At 65.4% G+C, this 19222-nt stretch carries 18 protein-coding genes; 6 read left to right on the top strand and 12 right to left on the bottom strand.

All coding sequences use genetic code 11. The annotated features are described in order from the left end of the window. The first annotated feature begins 82 nt into the window (after positions 1-82). The 5 genes from clcA to PQR08_RS19060 all read left to right on the top strand — a co-directional run bounded on the left by clcA (position 83) and on the right by PQR08_RS19060 (position 4129). On the top strand, positions 83-1408 hold the full coding sequence (gene clcA, locus PQR08_RS19040; RefSeq protein ID WP_250485033.1) for a H(+)/Cl(-) exchange transporter ClcA: 1326 nt from the start codon (positions 83-85) through the stop codon (positions 1406-1408). A gap of 115 nt (positions 1409-1523) precedes the next feature. Further along, a complete protein-coding gene (locus PQR08_RS19045; RefSeq protein ID WP_250485034.1) occupies positions 1524-2552 on the top strand; it encodes an aldo/keto reductase in 1029 nt (342 codons plus the stop codon). Positions 2553-2689: 137 nt separating this feature from the next. After that, entirely contained in the window at positions 2690-3304 is a 615-nt protein-coding gene (locus PQR08_RS19050) for a LysE family translocator (RefSeq protein WP_250485037.1), read from the top strand. 289 nt (positions 3305-3593) lie between these two features. After that, a complete protein-coding gene (locus PQR08_RS19055; protein ID WP_187608039.1) occupies positions 3594-3764 on the top strand; it encodes a hypothetical protein in 171 nt (56 codons plus the stop codon). A gap of 203 nt (positions 3765-3967) precedes the next feature. Then, complete coding sequence (locus PQR08_RS19060; RefSeq protein WP_035509367.1) at positions 3968-4129, top strand: DUF1328 family protein; 162 nt, start codon at positions 3968-3970, stop codon at positions 4127-4129. A gap of 89 nt (positions 4130-4218) precedes the next feature. On the opposite strand, the gene PQR08_RS19065 is transcribed toward PQR08_RS19060, so the two are convergent. The 8 genes from PQR08_RS19065 to PQR08_RS19100 form a co-directional block, all read right to left on the bottom strand. Continuing rightward, on the bottom strand, positions 4219-5337 hold the full coding sequence (locus PQR08_RS19065) for a diguanylate cyclase (protein WP_187608040.1): 1119 nt from the start codon (positions 5335-5337) through the stop codon (positions 4219-4221). Positions 5338-5382: 45 nt separating this feature from the next. Next, complete coding sequence (locus PQR08_RS19070) at positions 5383-6381, bottom strand: chemotaxis response regulator protein-glutamate methylesterase (RefSeq protein ID WP_250485038.1); 999 nt, start codon at positions 6379-6381, stop codon at positions 5383-5385. After that, the gene (locus PQR08_RS19075; protein ID WP_250485040.1) at positions 6378-8642 is read right to left on the bottom strand and encodes a hybrid sensor histidine kinase/response regulator; all 2265 of its coding nucleotides are present in this window, start codon (positions 8640-8642) and stop codon (positions 6378-6380) included. Before PQR08_RS19075 ends, PQR08_RS19070 begins: the two co-directional genes overlap by 4 nt. Beyond that, the gene (locus PQR08_RS19080) at positions 8639-9373 is read right to left on the bottom strand and encodes a chemotaxis protein CheW (RefSeq protein ID WP_250485046.1); all 735 of its coding nucleotides are present in this window, start codon (positions 9371-9373) and stop codon (positions 8639-8641) included. The genes PQR08_RS19075 and PQR08_RS19080 overlap by 4 nt, the downstream gene beginning before the upstream one ends. Next, the gene (locus tag PQR08_RS19085; protein ID WP_250485051.1) at positions 9370-10698 is read right to left on the bottom strand and encodes a CheR family methyltransferase; all 1329 of its coding nucleotides are present in this window, start codon (positions 10696-10698) and stop codon (positions 9370-9372) included. Before PQR08_RS19085 ends, PQR08_RS19080 begins: the two co-directional genes overlap by 4 nt. Next, positions 10695-11165, bottom strand: coding sequence for a chemotaxis protein CheW (locus PQR08_RS19090; RefSeq protein WP_250485056.1), 471 nt, complete (start codon positions 11163-11165; stop codon positions 10695-10697). Before PQR08_RS19090 ends, PQR08_RS19085 begins: the two co-directional genes overlap by 4 nt. Before the next feature lie 22 nt (positions 11166-11187). Continuing rightward, positions 11188-12813 carry a methyl-accepting chemotaxis protein gene (locus PQR08_RS19095; protein WP_035509330.1) on the bottom strand — a complete coding sequence of 542 codons (1626 nt, stop codon included), beginning with the start codon at positions 12811-12813 and terminating at the stop codon, positions 11188-11190. 126 nt (positions 12814-12939) lie between these two features. Then, complete coding sequence (locus PQR08_RS19100; RefSeq protein WP_187608047.1) at positions 12940-14064, bottom strand: MBL fold metallo-hydrolase; 1125 nt, start codon at positions 14062-14064, stop codon at positions 12940-12942. Between the two features lie 299 nt (positions 14065-14363). Between PQR08_RS19100 and PQR08_RS19105 the strand changes: the two genes are divergently transcribed. After that, a complete protein-coding gene (locus PQR08_RS19105; protein WP_238213211.1) occupies positions 14364-14696 on the top strand; it encodes a hypothetical protein in 333 nt (110 codons plus the stop codon). Between the two features lie 27 nt (positions 14697-14723). Here PQR08_RS19105 and xylB read toward each other — a convergent pair whose 3' ends face one another. The 4 genes from xylB to PQR08_RS19125 form a co-directional block, all read right to left on the bottom strand. Further along, the gene (gene xylB / locus PQR08_RS19110) at positions 14724-15491 is read right to left on the bottom strand and encodes a D-xylose 1-dehydrogenase (protein WP_250485057.1); all 768 of its coding nucleotides are present in this window, start codon (positions 15489-15491) and stop codon (positions 14724-14726) included. A 10-nt stretch (positions 15492-15501) separates the two neighbouring features. Beyond that, positions 15502-17286, bottom strand: coding sequence for an IlvD/Edd family dehydratase (locus PQR08_RS19115; RefSeq protein WP_250485058.1), 1785 nt, complete (start codon positions 17284-17286; stop codon positions 15502-15504). Between the two features lie 78 nt (positions 17287-17364). Continuing rightward, a complete protein-coding gene (locus PQR08_RS19120) occupies positions 17365-18405 on the bottom strand; it encodes a LacI family DNA-binding transcriptional regulator (RefSeq protein WP_250485059.1) in 1041 nt (346 codons plus the stop codon). 29 nt (positions 18406-18434) lie between these two features. After that, positions 18435-19222 (bottom strand): SEN1982 family lipoprotein (locus PQR08_RS19125; protein ID WP_408162117.1); only part of this gene is annotated, 788 nt, incomplete at its 5' end.

Consider the following 19222-nt stretch of genomic DNA (forward strand, 5'->3'; position numbering starts at 1 on the left):
TTTCGTTTTGCAAGCACCATGCCCGCCGCGCCGCGCGGTGATACGCTTCGTTGCATTTGCCGATTCCGGAGCGAGCTGCCCGATGAACGACAACGAAGTCAACAATCAGGACGACGAGCACGCGGGACTCGTCGCGCTCGCGGCGGCATCGGTCGTCGTGGGCGCGGTGACGGGCGCGATCGGCGTGCTCTTTCGCTTCGCGCTCGAAAGCGCCGATGCATGGCGCAACGCGTTCGTCGCGTGGGCGCACGCGGGACACGACTGGGCGATCGTGCTCGTCGTGCTTGCGGCGACGGCCGCCGCCGCGCTCGCCGCGTGGCTCGTCGCGCGCTTCGCGCCGATGGCGAGCGGCAGCGGCATTCCGCATGTCGAAGCGGTGCTGCACGGCAGATTGCCGCCCGCGCCGCTCGTGCTCATTCCGATCAAGTTCGTGGGCGGCGTGCTCGCCATCGGCGCGGGGCTCGCGCTCGGCCGCGAAGGGCCGACGGTGCAGATGGGCGCATCGATCGCGCATGCCATCGGCACGTTCTTCAGGCGCAACGTCGTCGATTGCCGCGTGCTGCTCGCGGCCGGCGCGGGCGCGGGGCTCGCGACCGCGTTCAATGCGCCGATCGCGGGCGCCGTGTTCGTGCTCGAAGAACTCACGCGCCGCTTCGATGCGCGCACGGCGGTCGCGGCGCTCGGCGCATCGGCGAGCGCGATCGCGATGGCGCGTCTGCTGCATGGCGACTTCCCCGACTTCCATCTCCCGGCGCAACCGTTTCCCGGCTTCGAGATGACCGGCGCGCATCTGTTGCTCGGCGCGTTGCTGGGTTTGCTGGGCGCGGCGTATAGCCGGCTCATCGTCTGGACGCTCGACATCGCCGACTCTTTCGGGCCGTCCGGATCGGTGAAACACGCGACGATGCGCGCGGCGATAGTCGGCGCGGCGGTCGGCCTGCTCGCCTGGTTCGCGCCGGATCTCGCGGGCGGCGGCGATGCGCTGACCGAGCGCGCGCTCCTCGGCAGCGGCACGCTCGCGGGCGTGGCCGCGATGTTCGCGTTGCGCTTCTTGCTCGGACCGGTGTCGTACGCGGCGGGCGCGCCCGGCGGCATCTTCGCGCCGATGCTCGCGCTCGGTGCGCAGATGGGCCTCCTGTTCGGCCGCGTGTGTCTCGACTGGTTCCCCGGCATGGCGCCCGCAACCGGCGACACGGGCACGTTCGCGGTCGTCGGCATGGCGGCGTTCTTCGTCGCGGTGGTGCGTGCGCCGGTCACGGGCATCGTGCTCGTCACCGAGATGACGGCGAGCTTCACCCTGCTCCTGCCGATGCTCACCGCCTGCTTCACCGCGATGGTCGTGCCGATGCTCCTGCGCGTGCCGCCGATCTACGATTCGCTCGGCGACCGGGCGGCCAACCGGCGCTAGCGCCTGCGTCCTGCATGCGCGAAGCCGTTGCGGTAGTCTCGTCGATGGACGTTCGTTGCGCCGCGCTTCACACACGAAGCGCGACGCCCACCGGCTTCATCCACGAGGACACGCAATGGAATATCGACATCTCGGTGCTTCGGGCTTCAGGGTTCCCGTATTGAGCTTCGGCACCGGCACTTTCGGCGGCAAGGGCGAATTCTTTCAGGCATGGGGCGAGACCGACGTGAGCGAGGCGCGCAAGCTCGTCGACATCTGCCTCGATGCGGGCGTCACGATGTTCGACACCGCCGACATCTACTCGCGCGGTTCATCGGAATCGATACTCGGCGAAGCGCTCAAGGGCCGCCGCGACAAGGTCATCATCTCGACCAAGGCCACGTTCCGCTTCGACGAGGACGATCCGAACGCCGTCGGATCGTCGCGCTTTCATCTCATTCAGGCCGTGAACGCGGCGCTTCAGCGCCTGCAGACGGATTACATCGACATCTTCCAGCTGCACGGCTTCGATGCGAAAACGCCCGTCGAAGAGACGCTTTCCACACTCGACGATCTCGTGCGCGCGGGCAAGATCCGCTATACGGGCGTGTCGAATTTCTCGGGCTGGCATCTGCAGAAATCGCTCGATGTGGCGGACCGCTACGGCTATCCGCGCTATGTCGCCAATCAGACGTACTACTCGCTCATCGGCCGCGATTACGAATGGGAGCTGATGCCGCTCGGGATCGATCAGGGCGTCGGCGCGGTGGTGTGGAGCCCGCTCGGCTGGGGACGTCTCACCGGCAAGATTCGCCGCGGCCAGCCGCTGCCCGAGACGAGCCGCCTGCACAAGACCGCCGACATGGGGCCGCCGGTGCCGGACGAGTATCTGTATCGCGTCGTCGATGCGCTCGACGCCATCGCCGAGGAAACCGGCAAGACGGTGCCGCAGATCGCGCTCAACTGGCTGCTGCAACGTCCGACGGTGGCGACGGTGCTCATCGGCGCGCGCAACGAGGAGCAACTGCGGCAGAACCTGGGCGCGGTCGGTTGGAATCTGACCGCGGAGCAGGTGAAGAAGCTCGATGAGGCGAGCACGGTCAAGCCGGCGTATCCGTACTGGCATCAGCAAGGATTCGCGGAACGCAATCCGTTCCCGGTGTAAGCGCGTCGAACGCGTGGCGGGCCGGCCCGCCACGGTCGGCATCCGTACCGGAAGGCTTCTCCGAATCTGTATCGGTACTGTACCGGTTAGCTCCCGTACACTTGGCGCCATCGAATCTGCCATTACCGGAGCGCGCCATGCCCACCGAACTCCTGAATGCCCTGCCCGCCGCCGCGCTGTTCGCGCTGGTGACAACGATCACGCCCGGCCCCAACAACACGATGCTGCTCGCCTCGGGCGTCAATTTCGGCCTGAAGCGCACGGTGCCGCACGTGCTCGGCATCAGCGCGGGCATGGCGATTCTCATGATCGCGGTCGGGCTCGGGCTGGCGCAGGCGTTCGAGCGTCTGCCGTTCCTCTACACCGTGCTGGAAGCGGCGAGCGTCGCGTACCTGCTGTATCTGGCGTGGAAGATCGGCACGTCGTCCTCGGTGCAGATGCGCGATGGCCAGGCGCGCCCGATGCGTTTTCACGAAGCGATCGCGTTCCAGTGGATCAATCCCAAAGCGTGGATGATGGTGCTCACCGCCGCGACGACCATCCACTTGCACGCGAGCCTCTCGCTGAACGCGGCGCTGATGGCGCTGGTGCTGGTCGTGATCGGGCTGCCGTGCATCACGATGTGGGCCGCGTTCGGCACGTCGCTGCGGCGCTTTCTCGCGAATCCGCGCTGGCTGCGCATCTTCAACATCACGATGGCCGTGTTGCTCGTGCTGTCGCTGTATCCGATCGTCGCTCATTTCTTCGATTGATGCGTGAGGCGAAACGCGCGCTGCATCAAAAGCGCGCGCCCTCTTTGCCTCGAACGCCGGTCCGGTGCATACTGACCTTACGCGCCGGCACGCAAAATCTGCCGTCCCGCTTGCAAGTTTGGGACTGCGTTTCTTTCTCGCCAGCATCGTCTGTCCACTTGGCCGCTCGAACGATCCTTAAGCGATCCTTTAAGGCGGCGTTTTCAGCCCGGCGCGTACATGCCTTGCTAGTCCGTTGGTTCGCGCCGAATCGTCGGCGCGGCTTTGAAATCTGTTCAAGGAGTACGCCATGTCTGGAGCCAATCGCCCATCCGGTCCCGCCACGCGCAAATCCCTCGACCTGGCCGATCAGATCGAACGCGATGAACTGGAGAACAACCTGCCGGATGCGCTCAACAGCGTCGACGACGAAGATGATCTCGACGATGATTCCGACTCCGGTCGCACACAAGGCCGTTAGCCTCGACAGCCGGGCCCGTCGCGCCGATTGAGACGCGATCCGCAACGCCGCAATGTCTTCGGTCATTGCGGCGTTTTTGCATCGTGCATGCGCTGGGCACGTCCGTTGCTTTGAACGATGCGCGGCAAAATCCGATGAGCGAAAGCGGCGGCTTCGGCCCGCCTGCGAATCAACCGGTCAACCGATCTCCAAGGGAGGGCTTCATGCTCCGTTACGCTGTCATCTTCTTCATCATCGCGATCATCGCGGCCTTCTTCGGCTTCGGCGGCATCGCCACGGGCGCGGCGGAAATCGCCAAGATCCTGTTCTTCATCTTCATCGTGATCTTTCTGGCGACCTTGTTGCTCGGCGTGTTCAGGCGATGAGGCTGTCCACCTAGCAGGCTCGACAAACGAGAACGCGCGGCCCCTGTTCGAGGCCGCGCGTTCTTTTGCTCGTTAAAAAACGCCGCAAATCAAGTAATGATCACCCGGTTCTTCCCGTCCCGCTTCGCCCGATAGAGCGCGAGATCGGCCGCTTCGACAAGTTGCTTCGATGCATCGTCGTATGTAGCCATCTGCGTCGCGCCGCCGACGCTGATCGTCACACGCCCGCTCGACGAACCGGTATGCGGCACATCGAGCGCCTCGACCGCGATGCGTATTTTCTCGCCGAGCAGCCGCAATCCCGGCGCTGACGACGACAGTAGCACCACCGCGAACTCTTCGCCGCCGAAACGCGCGGCGAGATCGGTGGGGCTATTGAGGCTCGTCTCGATCGTATGCGCGACGAGCTTCAGCACATCGTCGCCTGCAACGTGCCCATAGGTATCGTTGTACGACTTGAAGTTATCGACATCGATCATCAGGAAACCGATGGCCGCATGCTCGCGTGCCGCACGCCGCCATTCGGCATTCAGATAATCATCGAGACGGCGGCGATTCGACAGACCCGTCAGCCCGTCCGAATGCGTCAGCCGCTGCAATTCCAGATTCGTTTCGAGCAGCTTCTGCTGCGACTGACGCAGCGCGCGATACGCCTCGTCGCGCTGCAACAGGTTCTGATACGAACGCGAGTGATAGCGCACGCGCGCGACGAGCTCGATCGTATCGGGCAGCTTCACGAGGTAATCGTTCGCGCCCGCCGCGAACGCCGCGCTCTTGATGCGCGGCTCTTCCTTCGTCGAAAGCACGATGATCGGAATGTCGCGCGTCGCGGGATGCTCGCGGTACTGACGCACGAGCGTCAGGCCATCGACGCCGGGCATCACGAGGTCTTGCAGAATCACGGTCGGCCGCGTTTCCTGCGCGGTGCGCAGTGCCTCTTCCGGATTCGCGCAGTAGTGCAGATCGACGTTCGCCTCTTCCGCGAGCGCGCGGCGCAGCGCCTCCGCGATGATCGCCTGATCGTCCACGAGCAGGACCATCACCGGCAACTCGGCGGCGGGCGGCGCGTTCAATGCGGCCGCCAGCAGATCGGACACGGCGCGCTCGTCCGCCATCGCACGCGAGCCCGCGCGCTCGATGCTCGCCGCCGCTGCCGACGCGGCCCGTCTCGCGCGCTCGGCCAACGGATCGGGATGAGGAAGTTTCATGAACGTGTCCTTTATTGAGTGCTTATCGGTTGGTTCGTTGCGAAATCAGTCGAATGCCGTGGCGATTGCGCCGGCGATGCGCGGCAGCGGCAGGATCGACACCGCCGCATTGAGCGCGGCCGCGGCCTTCGGCATGCCATACACCGCGCTCGTCGCCTCGTCCTGCGCGATCGTGTGATAGCCCTTCGCGCGCATCGCCTTCAGGCCAATCGCGCCATCGCGTCCCATGCCCGTCAGCAGCACGCCGATCGCACGTCCGGTCCAGCGCTCGGTCACGCTCTGAAAGAACACGTCGACGGAAGGCCGGTAAGGCAGTTGCTCGGGATGCGCGGTGTAGCCGAGCCGCGTGGCATCGGCGAAATGGAGATGGTCGTTGGTCGCGGCGAGCAGCACTTCGCCCGGCACGGGTTTGTCGCCTTCGCGCGCGACACGCACGGGCAGCGCCGATTGCGCATCGAGCCACTGCGCCATGCCTTCCGCGAACGCGCGATCCACGTGCTGCACGATGACGGTGGCCGCCGCGAAGTCCTTCGGCAACGCGCCGAGCAGCGTCGCGAGCGCGGCCGGCCCGCCCGCCGATGCGCCGATCGCGACGAGCCGCGCATTGCTTTTCGGCAGGCTCAGCGCGCTTGCGGACGATGCACTGGACGACGCGAGCCGCGCGCCGATCTGGTCGATCTTCGCGATCAATGCCGCCGCGCCGCGACGCGCATCGGCGCCGGCGAGCGCGGGTGTATCGACGGCATCGAGCGCGCCCGCGCCCATCGCTTCATACACGCGCCATGCGTTCGCGCCTACATCCACGGTGACGACGAGAATCGCGCACGGCGAGCGCGCCATGATGGTCCGCGACGCCTGCACGCCATCGACGTTCGGCATCACGAGATCCATCAGCACGACATCGGGCGTGTGCGCCGCGCAATAGTCGATCGCCTGCTGACCATCGTGTGCGACCCACGCGATTTCGAAGTCGGGCCGCGCCGCGAGCGCGCGCCGCAGCGCTTCCACAGCGAGCGAAACGTCGTTGACGATGCCGATTTTCATGATTTCGCCTCGCCGATGAGATCGCGCACGGCGTCGATGAGCGCCTGATCGTGGAAACTGCCTTTCGCGAGGTAATAGTCCGCGCCCGCATCGAGGCCGCGCTGACGGTCTTCCGCGCGATCCTTGTACGACACGATCATCACCGGCAGGCCGGAGAGTTGCGCATCGCGCTTGATAAGCGTGACGAGTTCGATGCCGTCGAGACGCGGCATGTCGATATCGGTGATGACGAGATCGAAGCGCTCGCCGCGCACCGCATTCCAGCCGTCCATGCCATCGACCGCCACCGACACGTCGTAGCCGCGCGACGCGAGCAGCTTGCGTTCGAGCTCGCGCACGGTGAGCGAATCGTCGACGACGAGCACGCGCTTCGCGCTCATCACGGCCGCGCGCGCCGCGCCCGCGCCCACGCGCCCGAGCTCGCCGCTGCCGACGAGCTTTTCGACCGAGCGCAGCCAGTCGTCGAGATCGGCGATGAGCAGCGGGTCGCCGTTTTCCATCAGCGCGCCCGCCGCGATGTTGCGCACCTTGCCGAGCCGCTTGTCGAGCGGTTGCACGACGAGCATGCGCTCGCCGAGAAAGCGGTCGATGACGATGCCGTAGCTCGCCGCGCCCTGCCCGATCACGACGACGTTGAGCGCATCGCTCGCCGCTTCGAATGCGGCGGTTTGCAGAATCTGATGCGCGGTGACGAGGCCGACGCGCTTGCCGTCGAACGAGAAGTGCTGCTGGCCTTCGAGCGTGTCGATGGCGCTCGCGGGCAGCACCAGCGTGCGCGCGACATGTGCGAGCGGCAGGCCGTAAGGCTCGCCCGCGACCTCGACGATCAGACTGCGGATCACCGAGAGCGTAAGCGGCAATTGCAACGTGAAGCGCGTGCCCGCGGCTGCTTCCTGCGTCACGCGCACGCTGCCGCGCACTTGCCGCACGACGTCCTGCACCGCATCGAGACCGACGCCGCGCCCGGAGACATCGGTGACGGCATCGCGCATCGAGAAGCCGGGCAGGAACAGGAATTCGAGCAGCTCGGCTTCGGTGAGACGATGCGCGGTGTCCTCGTTCGCCAGATTCTTGCGCACGACGGCGCGGCGCAGTGCATCGAGATCGACGCCCGCGCCGTCATCCGACACGCTGATGAAAAGCGAACCCGCGCTATGGCGCGCTTCGAGCGTGATCGTGCCGGTTTCAGGCTTGCCGAGCGCGCGTCGCAACGACGCTTCCTCGATGCCGTGATCGACCGCGTTGCGCAACAGATGGCCGAGCGGCGCGTCGAGCAGATCGAGAATGTCGCGATCCACCTGCGTCGTTTCGCCGGCGATGACGAGGCGCACGTCCTTGCCGAGCCCGCGCGCGACATCGCGGACCATGCGCGCGAAGCCGCCGGTCGCGTCGACGAAAGGACGCATGCGGCACGCGAGCGCTTCGTCGTAGATCTGTTGCGCGAGATGCGTCGAACGGCGATCGAAGTTTTCCAGTTCCGCGAGACGCTCGCTCAACTGACGATGCGCTTCGGCCGTCAGCCGCCGTACTTCGTCGAGCGCGGCGTGCGCGCGGGCATCGAGTTGTGTCGCGTTCGTTTCGGTGAGGGTTTCGTGCAGACGTTCGAGCGCGCGGCTCGCATCGTGCTGGATGCGCTTCACGCGCAGCATCGATTGCGAAAACGGCTTCAGCCAGCGCGATTCGACGAGCGATTCGCCCGAGTGGCTCAACAGACGGTCGAGCGTGTCGGCGCGCATGCGCAACATGCGGGCTTCGTTCGTGCGCGAAGGCGCGATAACCGGTTCGGGCGTTTCGTCGAGCGTGAGTTCTTCCGAGAGATCCGGAACGACGTAGTTCGAAAGCGGCGCTTCGGCCACTTCTGCGCCTTCGAGACGCGCATTGAGCGCATCGACGAATGCATCCACGTCGCGTTCGAGCGCCGTTTGCGCATCGATGTCGCGCGCCTCGCCGATCTGCACGATCAGATCGACGCCACGCAGCAACATGTCGATATGGCCTGCATCGAGCACGACGCGCCCGTCCTGCGCGGCGACGAAGCAATCTTCCATCACATGCGCGAGCGTCACGCCGACCGGCACGCCGACCACACGCGCCGCGCCCTTCAGCGAATGCGCGGCGCGCATGCACGCTTCGAGCGTGACCGGATCGCGCGGTGCGCGTTCAAGCGCGATAAGGCCATCGGAAAGAATCTGCGCCTGCCCGCGCGCTTCTTCCTGAAAGAGTTCGAGCAACGACGACCGGCCCGGATCGATGCTCGTCATGTGAGACTCCGGTTCATGCTGTCGATGAGACGATCGGCGTCGAGCAGGCCGACGGTCGAGTCCTTGAACGCAGCGACCGCGTGCGCATGCGACGACAGACGCTGCGCGAGCGTCGCGGGCACGGGCTGAAGCTCTGCGCTCGTGAAACGGTGCACGCCGTCGACGGCGTCGACGGGAAAGGCGATCGGACCTTCATGATCGCCGTTCGCGCGATGATCGCGGCCTTGCGCGCGCTGAATCACGAGCAGACGGCCGAGTTCGCGCGCATCGAGGGCCTGGTTGTGCGACGCATCTTTCGCGACGCGTTCTTCGATGTCGAAGAGCCGTGCAAGCGATGCGCACACGATCAACCGGCCACGCACGTTGACGAGGCCCAGCACCGCGCGATTGCGCCGATGCGGCAGCGAATGCACCGGACGCAATTGCGCGACTTGCGCGCACACGGTCGTCGGCAGGCCGAGCCATTCGCCGCCGATACGAAACACGAGGCACGAAAGCGTGTCCTTCTGGCCGACGCTACGCGTTTCGTTCGACGACGCCGCGCTCGTCTGTTCGATCGACGTGCGTGCTTCGACGCGATCGAGCACGCGCGATGCCGCTTCGTCGTGAACCGGGCAATTGCGGCAATGCACGTGGCGTTCGAGCTTCGGACACGATGCATCGCCGCGCACGCCGATGCGGTTCCAGCAATCGTCGATATCGATCATGATGTTGATGTCGCGGGCGTTCATCGTGCGCTCCCGGTGACGCGCTCGGCGCGCGCGAGCAATCGACGTGCGCCGCTTTCATCGCCGTCGAGCGAAAGGCATGCGGCCAGATGCGTGAGCGCCTCGCGATGCGAGGGTTCGAGATACAGCGCGCGCCGATAGTGACCGCGCGACGCCTGATGCTCGCCACGCGCATCGGCGATCACGCCGAGCAGATAGTACGCATCCGCGTTGGACGGATGCACGCCCAGATACGCATGCGCGGCGCTCGCGGCGGCGTCGAGCTGTCCGGCATCGGCGAGTTCGCGCGCATGTCCGAGGCTGTTCGCGGGCTCGGGCTGGACGCGCGTCTCTTCACGCGGCTTGATAACCGGCGCAGGCGTTGCGCGCACCACGGGCGGCGCGCTGGCCCATGCGGGCAGCACGAACGCGGTCTTCATCGGCGGCGGGGTCTTCACGGGAGGCACACCCGGCCACGCGCCATCGAAGACGCTCATACTCTGACGCTCGGCGCGATTGAACGCGAACGCGAGCGGAATGTTCGCGGAACTCATGCCCTCGCGCATCAGCAGACCCGTCTCCGCCGGACCCACGAACAACGTGCCCCCTTGCGCGAGCAGTCCATCGAGCACGCGAAAGACAGCGCATTGTGTGTCGCGGTCGAAATAGATCAGCACGTTGCGGCACAGAATGAAATCGAAGCGCTCGAACGCGTGCGTATCGAGTTGCAGCAGATTGGCCTGCGAGAAGCGCACGCTTTGGGCAATGGCGGGATCGAGTTGCCAGCCGCCATCGGCTGCGCGGAAATGACGCTCGCGAAACTCGAGCGCGCGTCCGCGAAACGCGTTGCGTCCGTAATGCGCGCGGCGCGCGACGGCGAGCGCGCGTTCGCTCACGTCGATGGCATCGATCGTGAAGCGCTCGGCGGGAATGCCCGCTTCGATCAGCGCCATCGCCACGGTATAGGCTTCCTCGCCGGTCGAGCACGGCGCGCTCAGCACGCGCACCGCCTTCGCGGGCCGCTCGTGCAGGCGCACGCGCGCAAGACGCGCGAGCGCGGCGAAGGCTTCGGGATCGCGAAAGAACCATGTTTCCGGCACGACGACCGCTTCGATCAACTCCTGCATGCGCGCGGCGTCTTGCGTGACCGCGCGATAGTAGTCGTCCAGCGTGCCGCTCTGCTCGTCGCGCCACAGGTTGTAACGCTCACGCACCGCGCGCGACACGGAGTTCGCGCCGATCGATTCGGCATCGAGCCCGATCGTGCGATGCAGCAGTTCGATGAAGCGGCCGATGCCGAAGGGCTCGCCGTGACCGGCATCGGGAAAAGGTGTCGGTAACGCGCTCATGCGCCGGTCTCCGCGAAGAGCCGCGCCTGCACGTCGTCGGGCAGCAGATGCTCGATGCGCACCCATTGCAGCAGTCCGGCATCGTCGCGCGTGAGCGGTCCGAGATAACGCGCGTGCGGCGTGTCGATGCCCGCATCGCCGAACGAAGCGGCGTCGAACGTGACGGTGCGCGTCGCCTGTTCGAGCAGCAGTCCGAGCCGATGATGCGTGATCACGCCATCCGCGCCGCAACGCGGATACGCGACGAGCGCAAGCCGCGTCGACAGCCTTTCCTGCGACGCACGCGAAAGCGCGAGTGCCGCGATATCGATGACGGGCACGCTCGCGCCTTCGTAATCGAGCACGCCCGCGATCCATTCGGGCGCGCCCGGCAACGCCTTCAGCGGCGCGAGCGGCAGCATGCGCTCGATCTGCGCGCTGTCGAGCAGATAGCGGTCGGAGTCGAGCGTGAACTGGACGAAGAGCATCGCGGCGCGCCTCAATGGAACGTCAAGCGGCCACCTTGAACCGCGATACGCCCGTGCGCAGGCCGTTCGCGACATGCGTGAGGTCGTCGATCGCCTGCGTCGACTGGCGCAGCGATTCGGCCGTCTGCTGCGCGGCTTCGGACAGTTGCGACAGCGCCTGCGAAATCTGGTCCGCGCCGGTCGCCTGCGTCTGCATGCCTTCGTTGATCATCGAGAAACGCGGCGCCATCGTCTGCACCTGATGGATGATCTGCGAAAGCTGGCCGCCCACTTGCTGCACGTCGAGCATGCCGCGGCGCACTTCCTCGGAAAACTTGTCCATGCCCATCACGCCCGCCGCGACGGCGGACTGGATCTCTTTCACCATCTGCTCGATATCGAACGTGGCGACGGCCGTCTGATCCGCGAGACGGCGAATTTCGGTCGCGACGACCGCGAAGCCGCGCCCGTATTCGCCCGCCTTCTCCGCCTCGATCGCCGCGTTCAGCGAGAGCAGATTGGTTTGATCCGCCACCTTCGTGATGGTCGCCACGACCTGGTTGATGTTGCCCGCCTTCTCGTTGAGGATCGCGAGCTTGCCGTTCACCGAACCCGCCGCTTCCATCACGAGGCGCATGGTTTCCTCCATGCGCGTGAGTCCCGCCTGACCCGTGCCCGCGAGCGCCGCCGATTGCTCGGCCACGCCCGACACTTCGTTCATCGTGCGCACGAGATCGCGCGCCGTGGCGAAAATCTCGCGCGAGGTCGCGCCGATTTCCGTCGTCGTCGCGGCGGTTTCGCTCGCGGTCGCCTGCTGCTCGCGCGCGGTCGCGGCGATTTCGGACACCGATGTCGTTACCTGCACGGCCGACTTCTGCGCCTGTCCGACGAGCCCCGTGAGTTCGTCCGTCATGCGATTGAAGCCCGCTTCGAGCGTGCCGAATTCGTCGCGGCGCGCGAGCGCGAGCCGCTGCGTCAGGTCGCCGGTGCGCATCTTGTCGACGACATCGACCATGCGCAGCATCGGCACCGTCAGCGCCTTCATCAGCATGAAGCCGAGCACCGACGCCGCCGCGATCGCAATCAGCATGATGACGATGAGCGTCACTTCCGACTTCTGCACCGAGCCGCGAATGCTTTCCACCGACTTCGCGTTGAAGGTCTCGTTATGGTCCACTAGCGCGCGCGTCGCGGTCTGCCCCGCTTCCCATACCGGCGTGAGGCGCGTGTTGAAGGTTGCGGCAGCCGTGTCCTTCGAGCTCGCGAGCTCGCGCAGCGTCTGGTCCTGCACCGGCAGGTAGAGGTCGCGCTGACGCTTGAAGTCGTTGAAGAGGCGGCGGTCTTCGTCCTCGAAGATGGTGGGCACGTAGGTGTCCATCAGCTTGTCGATCGTCGCGCGCGTTTCGGTGAGACGCTGCGTGTCGCGGCGCGCCTGCTCGGCGTCTTTGTCGATGAAGACGAGCCGTTGCGTAATCGTGTAGTTCTCGAACCACGCCGCGCGCAGATCGTTGGAAAGCGAGAAGCCGAGCATCGAGTCGTCTTCGAGGCTCTTCGCTTCGCGATCGATACCGCCGAGCAGCGTGTACGACAGCGCGGCCATGACGAGCATCAGGAAGAGGATGATGCCAAAGCTCGCCAGAATGCGATGCCGAATGGACAGTTGCTTCACGCGATGAGCCTCATCAAGGGATAAAGACGATTGCCGCGCCGCGCGCAACCGCGAGCCCGCCTCGATAACGAGGCGTCTCAATTGTAGGATGAATTTACGCGCGTAAAGGCGCGCTGTCAGGCCGTGTTAACGACCGATTGTGGCCGCGCTTGAATTCGGCGTGTCGAGATGAATCATGTCGCCGTGTTTCAGCACGGTGAACGCGTCTTCGGGCAGGCCGGCGCGGCGCACCGCGTCGGCAAGGCGGCGCGGCGGCTCGTCGAGCGGCTCGTCGGTCAGTTCGAACGAACCCCAGTGAATGCCGATCGCTTTCTTCGCGTGGACGTCCTGAAAGATGCGCACGGCTTCCTCGGGATCGACGTGCTGCGCGTGCATGAACCAGCGCGGATCGTAGGCGCCGATCGGAATCAGCGCGAGATCGAAACCGCCGAAACGCGCGCCGATATCGCGGAAATCCGGCGAATAGCCCGTGTCGCCGGCGAAGTAAAACGAGTACGGATGCGCCGCGCCCGCCGGCGTCTTCACGACCCAGCCGCCCCACAGCGTTTCCGCGCGGTCGAACGGCGTGCGCGCCGACCAGTGCTGGCTCGGCACGAACCAGATATCGAGCCCGGCGGCGTGCGTCTCGTCGCTCCAGTCGAGCTCTTCGACGTTCGTCACGCCGATATCGTTCATCCACTGCCTGATGCCGAGCGGCACGAGAAAGCGCGGCGGGCCGCCCGCCTGCCGGTTGAGCGCCTCGATGCTCGGCTTGTCGAGATGATCGTAGTGGTTGTGCGAGATCAGCACGATGTCGATGTGCGGCAGCTCATCGAGCGTGAGGCCGGGCGGCGTCTTGCGCTTCGGGCCCGCGAACGAGAACGGCGACGCGCGTTCCGAGAACACCGGATCCGTGAGGATGTTCACGCCGTCGATCTGCACCAGCGCGGTCGCGTGACCGATCCACGTGAGGGTATCGGCGGTGCGGTTGGCCTTGAGCCACGCGATGTCGGGATGCGCCATCGGAAAGTGATAGCCGTTCGCGGGCGGCTTCGGCAAGCCTTGCGTAAAGCGCTCCCAGCGCCACTTCAGAAACGATTCCCGCGGCAGATGACCGTAGTTGTTTTCATAGCCGGACGCGGTGCGCTTCGCGTGATGCAGCGGCTGCGGCGCTTGCGATTCCGCTGCGGACGCGGGTTCCTCGCTGCGTGCCGCTGTCGTTGACGAGCAACCGGCGAGCAGCGCGAACACAGCGGACCAAAAGTAGGACATTAGGCGCATGTTTTGATGGTTTGCGTGCCGCATACGACTTTCGATTGTACGAAATGCATGACGAATCGTCTTTGCGCGCTTTTCTCTCCGCACTAAGCAAGATGCGCGCTGCACCGCCGCATAAGGCGCAACTGGAAAATGCGCGGAGCGGAATCGCGTGTCGGCCCGCTTCTTGCATTAGCCCACCCCGGCGCCGGGAAAAGGCGCCTTCGAACAATCAATCGCGGCGCGCGCTCTTTTTTTCGATGCGGTCATCGCATCCGGGCACGTAGCACGCCAGTGCCAGAGACGGGGGTTTCATGGGCAGCAGTCAAAGAAAAAGCGCCGTACGCACGTTCAACCCGCAATTGCATACGATGCACGCGATGCTGGTATCGCGCGCGGCATCGCATGTGGCGAGCGCGTTGCAGCCCGAAGGCCGCAACGAGGCGCTCGCGGAAGGCATCGCGGAGGTGATCGCCCATTGCGGGCATGCGGGGCTCGGTCTCTTTCTCGCGGCCGTCTGGCATTGGCTCGATGAACGCGGCTATGACGAAGCCGCCGACGCCGTGCAGCACTACATCGAAAACGGCACGATGCCGACGGTCAAGGCGAAGCCGAAAGCGGTGCGTCGGCGCGATGCGCGCCTCTGAACCGATCGGCCTTCGTTACGTAACGCGTTACGTCCCGAACCACCCCGCATCGACGTAATAATCGCGCGCGGTGCAGCGTGCCGCATCATCGGAGGCGAGGAACAGCACCATGCGCGCGATGTGCTCGGGATCGATCCGCTCGTGCAGACACTGTTGCGCGAGAAGCTTCGCCTCGCTTTCGGGCGACTGCCACATCTTCATCTGACGCGGCGTGCGCACCGCGCCCGGAATCACCGTGTTCACGCGGATGCCGTGCTCGCCCAGATCACGCGCGAGCCCGCGCGTGAGTCCTTCGATCCCGGCCTTCGCGGTCATGTAGAGCGTGAGATCGGGCAACGCGAGATGCCACGAAATCGAGCCCATGTTCACGATCGCGCCGTGCTTCTGCGTGCGCATGCGCTTGGCCGCAGCCTGCGCGCAGAAGAACTGATGCCGCAGATTGACGGCCATGCGCTCGTCCCAGTACGCGGCGCTCACGTTGTCCCACTGATGACGGTCGTCGTTCGCGGCGTTGTTCACCAGCACGTCGATGGAACCGGCTTCGCTGGCGATGTCGTCGAAAGTTTTTTCGATGGCGGCCGCTTCGCGAAGATCGCAACGCAGAAACTTTGGCGCATGCTTTTCGCTTGCCAGCGTTTGTTCGAGCTGACGCGAATCGGCCTCGGCGACATCGATGAAAAACACGCGCGCGCCCTGCTTCGCGAACGCCTCGACGATCGCAGCGCCGATGCCGCTGCCGCCGCCCGTCACGACGACGCGCTTGTCCGCAAGACTCGGGTAAATGGCGTAGGACATGGCGGCTCGCTCAATGTGAATGACGCGGATTGCCGCGCGTTTCGATCACCTTCAGATACAGCGTCGCGGGCTCGAGACATCCGCCCGTCGACAACTGCCCCACGGTTTGTCGATACAGTTCCTGCCACGGCGTCTGCGCGACCGGCGCGGCGAATGCGGACTGCGCGCGGCGGCTTTCGAGTTCGGCTTCGTCAAGCAGCACGTTCACGCTGCGCGCGTTCAGATCGACGCGAATCCTGTCGTTCGTGCGCAGGAGCGCGAGACCGCCGCCCACCGCGGCTTCGGGCGACATGTTGAGAATCGACGGGCTCGCGGACGTGCCGCTCTGGCGTCCGTCGCCCATGCACGGCAGCGAATCGATGCCGCGTTTGATCAGCTCGGCGGGCGGCGCCATGTTCACGACTTCCGCGCTGCCCGGATAACCCACCGTGCCGCAGCCGCGAATCACGAGGATGCAATGCTCGTCGATGTCGAGCGACGGATCGTTGATGCGCGCGTGGTAATCCTCGGGGCCGTCGAAGACGATCGCGCGCGCTTCGAACGCGTTCTCCGCGCCGGGCTCGCTCAAATACGTCTTTCTGAACGCATCGCCGACGACCGACATCTTCATGATCGCGCTGTCGAAGAAATTGCCCGACAGGACCATGAAGCCCGCGCCGTGCTTCAGCGGATCGTCCGTGGTGCGGATGACTTCGTTGTCGGCGGCGGGCGCATCGTTCGCGATCTCGCCGATCGTGCGGCCCGACACGGTCAGACAATCGCGCCTGATGAGTCCTGCCTTGTCGAGTTGCCGCATGACCGCCGGCACCCCGCCCGAGCGATGAAAACTCTCGCCGAGATATTCACCCGCGGGCATGCAGTTCACGATGAGCGGCACCTGTTCGCCGTGGCGTTGCCAGTCATCGAGACTCAACTCGATGCCCATGTGCCGCGCGATCGCGATCAGATGCGGCGGGCAATTGGTCGATGCACCGAGCGCCGAAGCGACCACGATCGCGTTGATGAACGCATCGTGCGTCATGATCTTCGACGGCTTCAGATCCTCGCGCACCATATCGACGATGCGCTTGCCCGTCGCGTACGCCATCTGCCCGCGCTCGCGATACGCGGCGGGAATGCTCGCGCACGTCGGCAGCGACATGCCGAGCGCTTCGGCGAGGCTGTTCATCGAGAGCGCGGTGCCCATCGTATTGCAATGGCCGATGGACGGCGACGACGCGGTCGTCAGACGCATGAAGCCTTCGTAATCGATCTCGCCCGCCGCGAGCAGATTGCGCGCATGCCAGATCACGGTGCCCGACCCGACGCGCTTGCCTTCGTGCCAGCCGTCGAGCATCGGACCGCCCGAGAGCACGATTGCGGGCATATCGACGGTGGCCGCGGCCATCAGGCACGCGGGCGTGGTCTTGTCGCAACCGGTCGTGAGCACGACGCCGTCGAGCGGAAAGCCGTGCAGGATTTCGACCAGACCGAGATACGCGAGATTGCGATCGAGCGCGGCGGTCGGACGGCGGCTCTGCTCCGCGAGCGGATGCACTGGGAATTCCATCGGAATGCCGCCAGCATCGCGAATGCCCGCCTTCGTTCGCGCGGCGAGTTCGATGTGATGGCGATTGCACGGCGCGAGATCGCTGCCGGTCTGCGCAATGCCGATGATCGGACGACCCGATTGCAATTCCTCGCGCGTCAGGCCGTAGTTCATGAATCGCTCGACGTAGAGCGCGGTCATGTCGGCGTGCGAGGGATCGTCGAACCACTCCTGGCTGCGCAGGCGTTTGGGACTCTGTTGGGGCATGGGGTGTCTCCCTGTTTTTCGTTGCGTTACCGGTAACATTTCGATCGATGTTAGCACGCATCGCCGCACTGCTTCGGCTCAGGCGCTTTCGCGCGGCACCACGGAATAGGCGACGCGCACTCGCTTGCCCGATGGCCCCGCGATGCCTTCCTCACGCGCCTCCAGCGCCGCGAGCAAGGTCGCGCCGGTGCGCAGGCCGATGCCGTATGCGTCGACGGAGACCGTCGTGATCGATGGCGTGCAGCACGCGGCCACTTCGAAATTACCGAAGCCCGCAACGGCGATATCGTCAGGCACGACGAGGCCGCGCCGGTGACATTCCATTATCGCGCCGAACGCGGACATGTCGCTCACGCACATCACGGCCTGCGTGTCGGGCCAGGTGTCGAGCAAGGCGGCCATCGCGGGGCCGCCGTGGCTCATCGTGATGGGTGAATCGCCCAGACGAACGATGCGTTCGTCGTCGAAACCGAGCGCCCTCATCTGCGCGCGAAAGCCCTTCAGACGATCCAGGCCGCGGCGGTCCAGCTCGCTCGCCCCGCCGAGAAAGCCGATGCGTTCGTAACCCTTATCCGCCAGATACCGCACCATCTCTCTTGCGGCGCTGACGTTCGAGAAACCGACGGCGGCATCGATCGGATCGGAAGGCGAATCCCACATCTCCACGACGGGCACGCCGGAGCGGCGCAGCAGCGTGCGCGTCGCTTCCGTATGACGCGAACCCGTCAGCGCGATGCAGCGCGGCTGATGACGCAACATCGAGCGCACGAGCCGTTCCTCGCGATCCAGATGGTAGTCCGTGTCGCCGATCAGCAATTGCAGACCGTGCGGTTCGAGCGACGCGGCAAGACCGCGCACCGTGTCGGAGAAGTTGGAGCTGGCGAGCGACGGAACCAGCACGGCGACGAACTCCGAGCGTCCGGACGACAACGCGCCCGCCGCGGCATCGGCAACGTAGCCGAGTTCGTCGATGGCTTTCTGCACGCGCTCACGCGTCGCCACCGCGACGCTGTGGCCGGCCAGCACGCGGGAGACGGTCATCTTCGAAACGCCGGCGAGACGCGCGACATCGGACATGCGCGGCGGGCCGGCGGAAGGATCGAAGGAAGATGGCGGCATGCGTGATCTCGAAAACGGAGCCTGCGGGGTCAATCCACCCGCACCCAGCCGTCCTCGCGCTGCTCCAGGATGATGTGCAGCTTCGTTTCACCGGCTTCGCGGTCGGCGGCGGTCACGTCGGGAAAGGCGCGCTTGATGTCGCGATCGTCCATCCACGGAGCGACGCTTTCGAGCTTGTAGGTGTAGGTGACATCGGAGCGGTGGGCGGTCGGATCGGGCTCGGTCCAGCCGACGACCTTGTCCAGCTTGACGTGCGCATAGCAGAGCATCCAGGCGCGCGGGTCGCTCGTGGCGTTGGGGTCGCCGGCGGGCCGGCTGGTTTCGACCGCATACTTCTGGCCTTCGCCGGTCAGGCTGTACGCGATGCCGTTCTGCTTCGCGTTGGTGTTGGCCGGGGTCGGCGCCGCACGGGCAATCAGCCCGCTCTTCTCGAGCGCGGCGAGCTGCTCGCGCAGCGCGGCAGCGGAGTACTCATTGAGATCGCGATTGCTATACGCCGATGGGAACGCGTATGGGCCGCGGCCGCTTCGGTTCAGGCAGAGCAGACCGCGGTTCGTTTTCATGTCGGCGGAAATCGCGTCGCCCAGGCTGGACTCGCTCGCGTCGTTCTTCTTGCCGCACGCCGCGACAAGCAACGCGGCGCTGACGGCGGCAATCAACAGGCTCGTTCTCATATGCGCTCCGGAAAGGGTCGGCATGATGGTTACAACCTTTCGACGCCATTCTACCGACTGAAACCCTTTATCGGAGACGAGCGGGTGTCGGAACGAACGCTCTTCGCGGAATTCGGCCCGGAAACGCAAAAACCCCACCTTTG

The organism is Caballeronia jiangsuensis, from assembly GCF_046030135.1.
GTDB lineage: Bacteria > Pseudomonadota > Gammaproteobacteria > Burkholderiales > Burkholderiaceae > Caballeronia > Caballeronia jiangsuensis.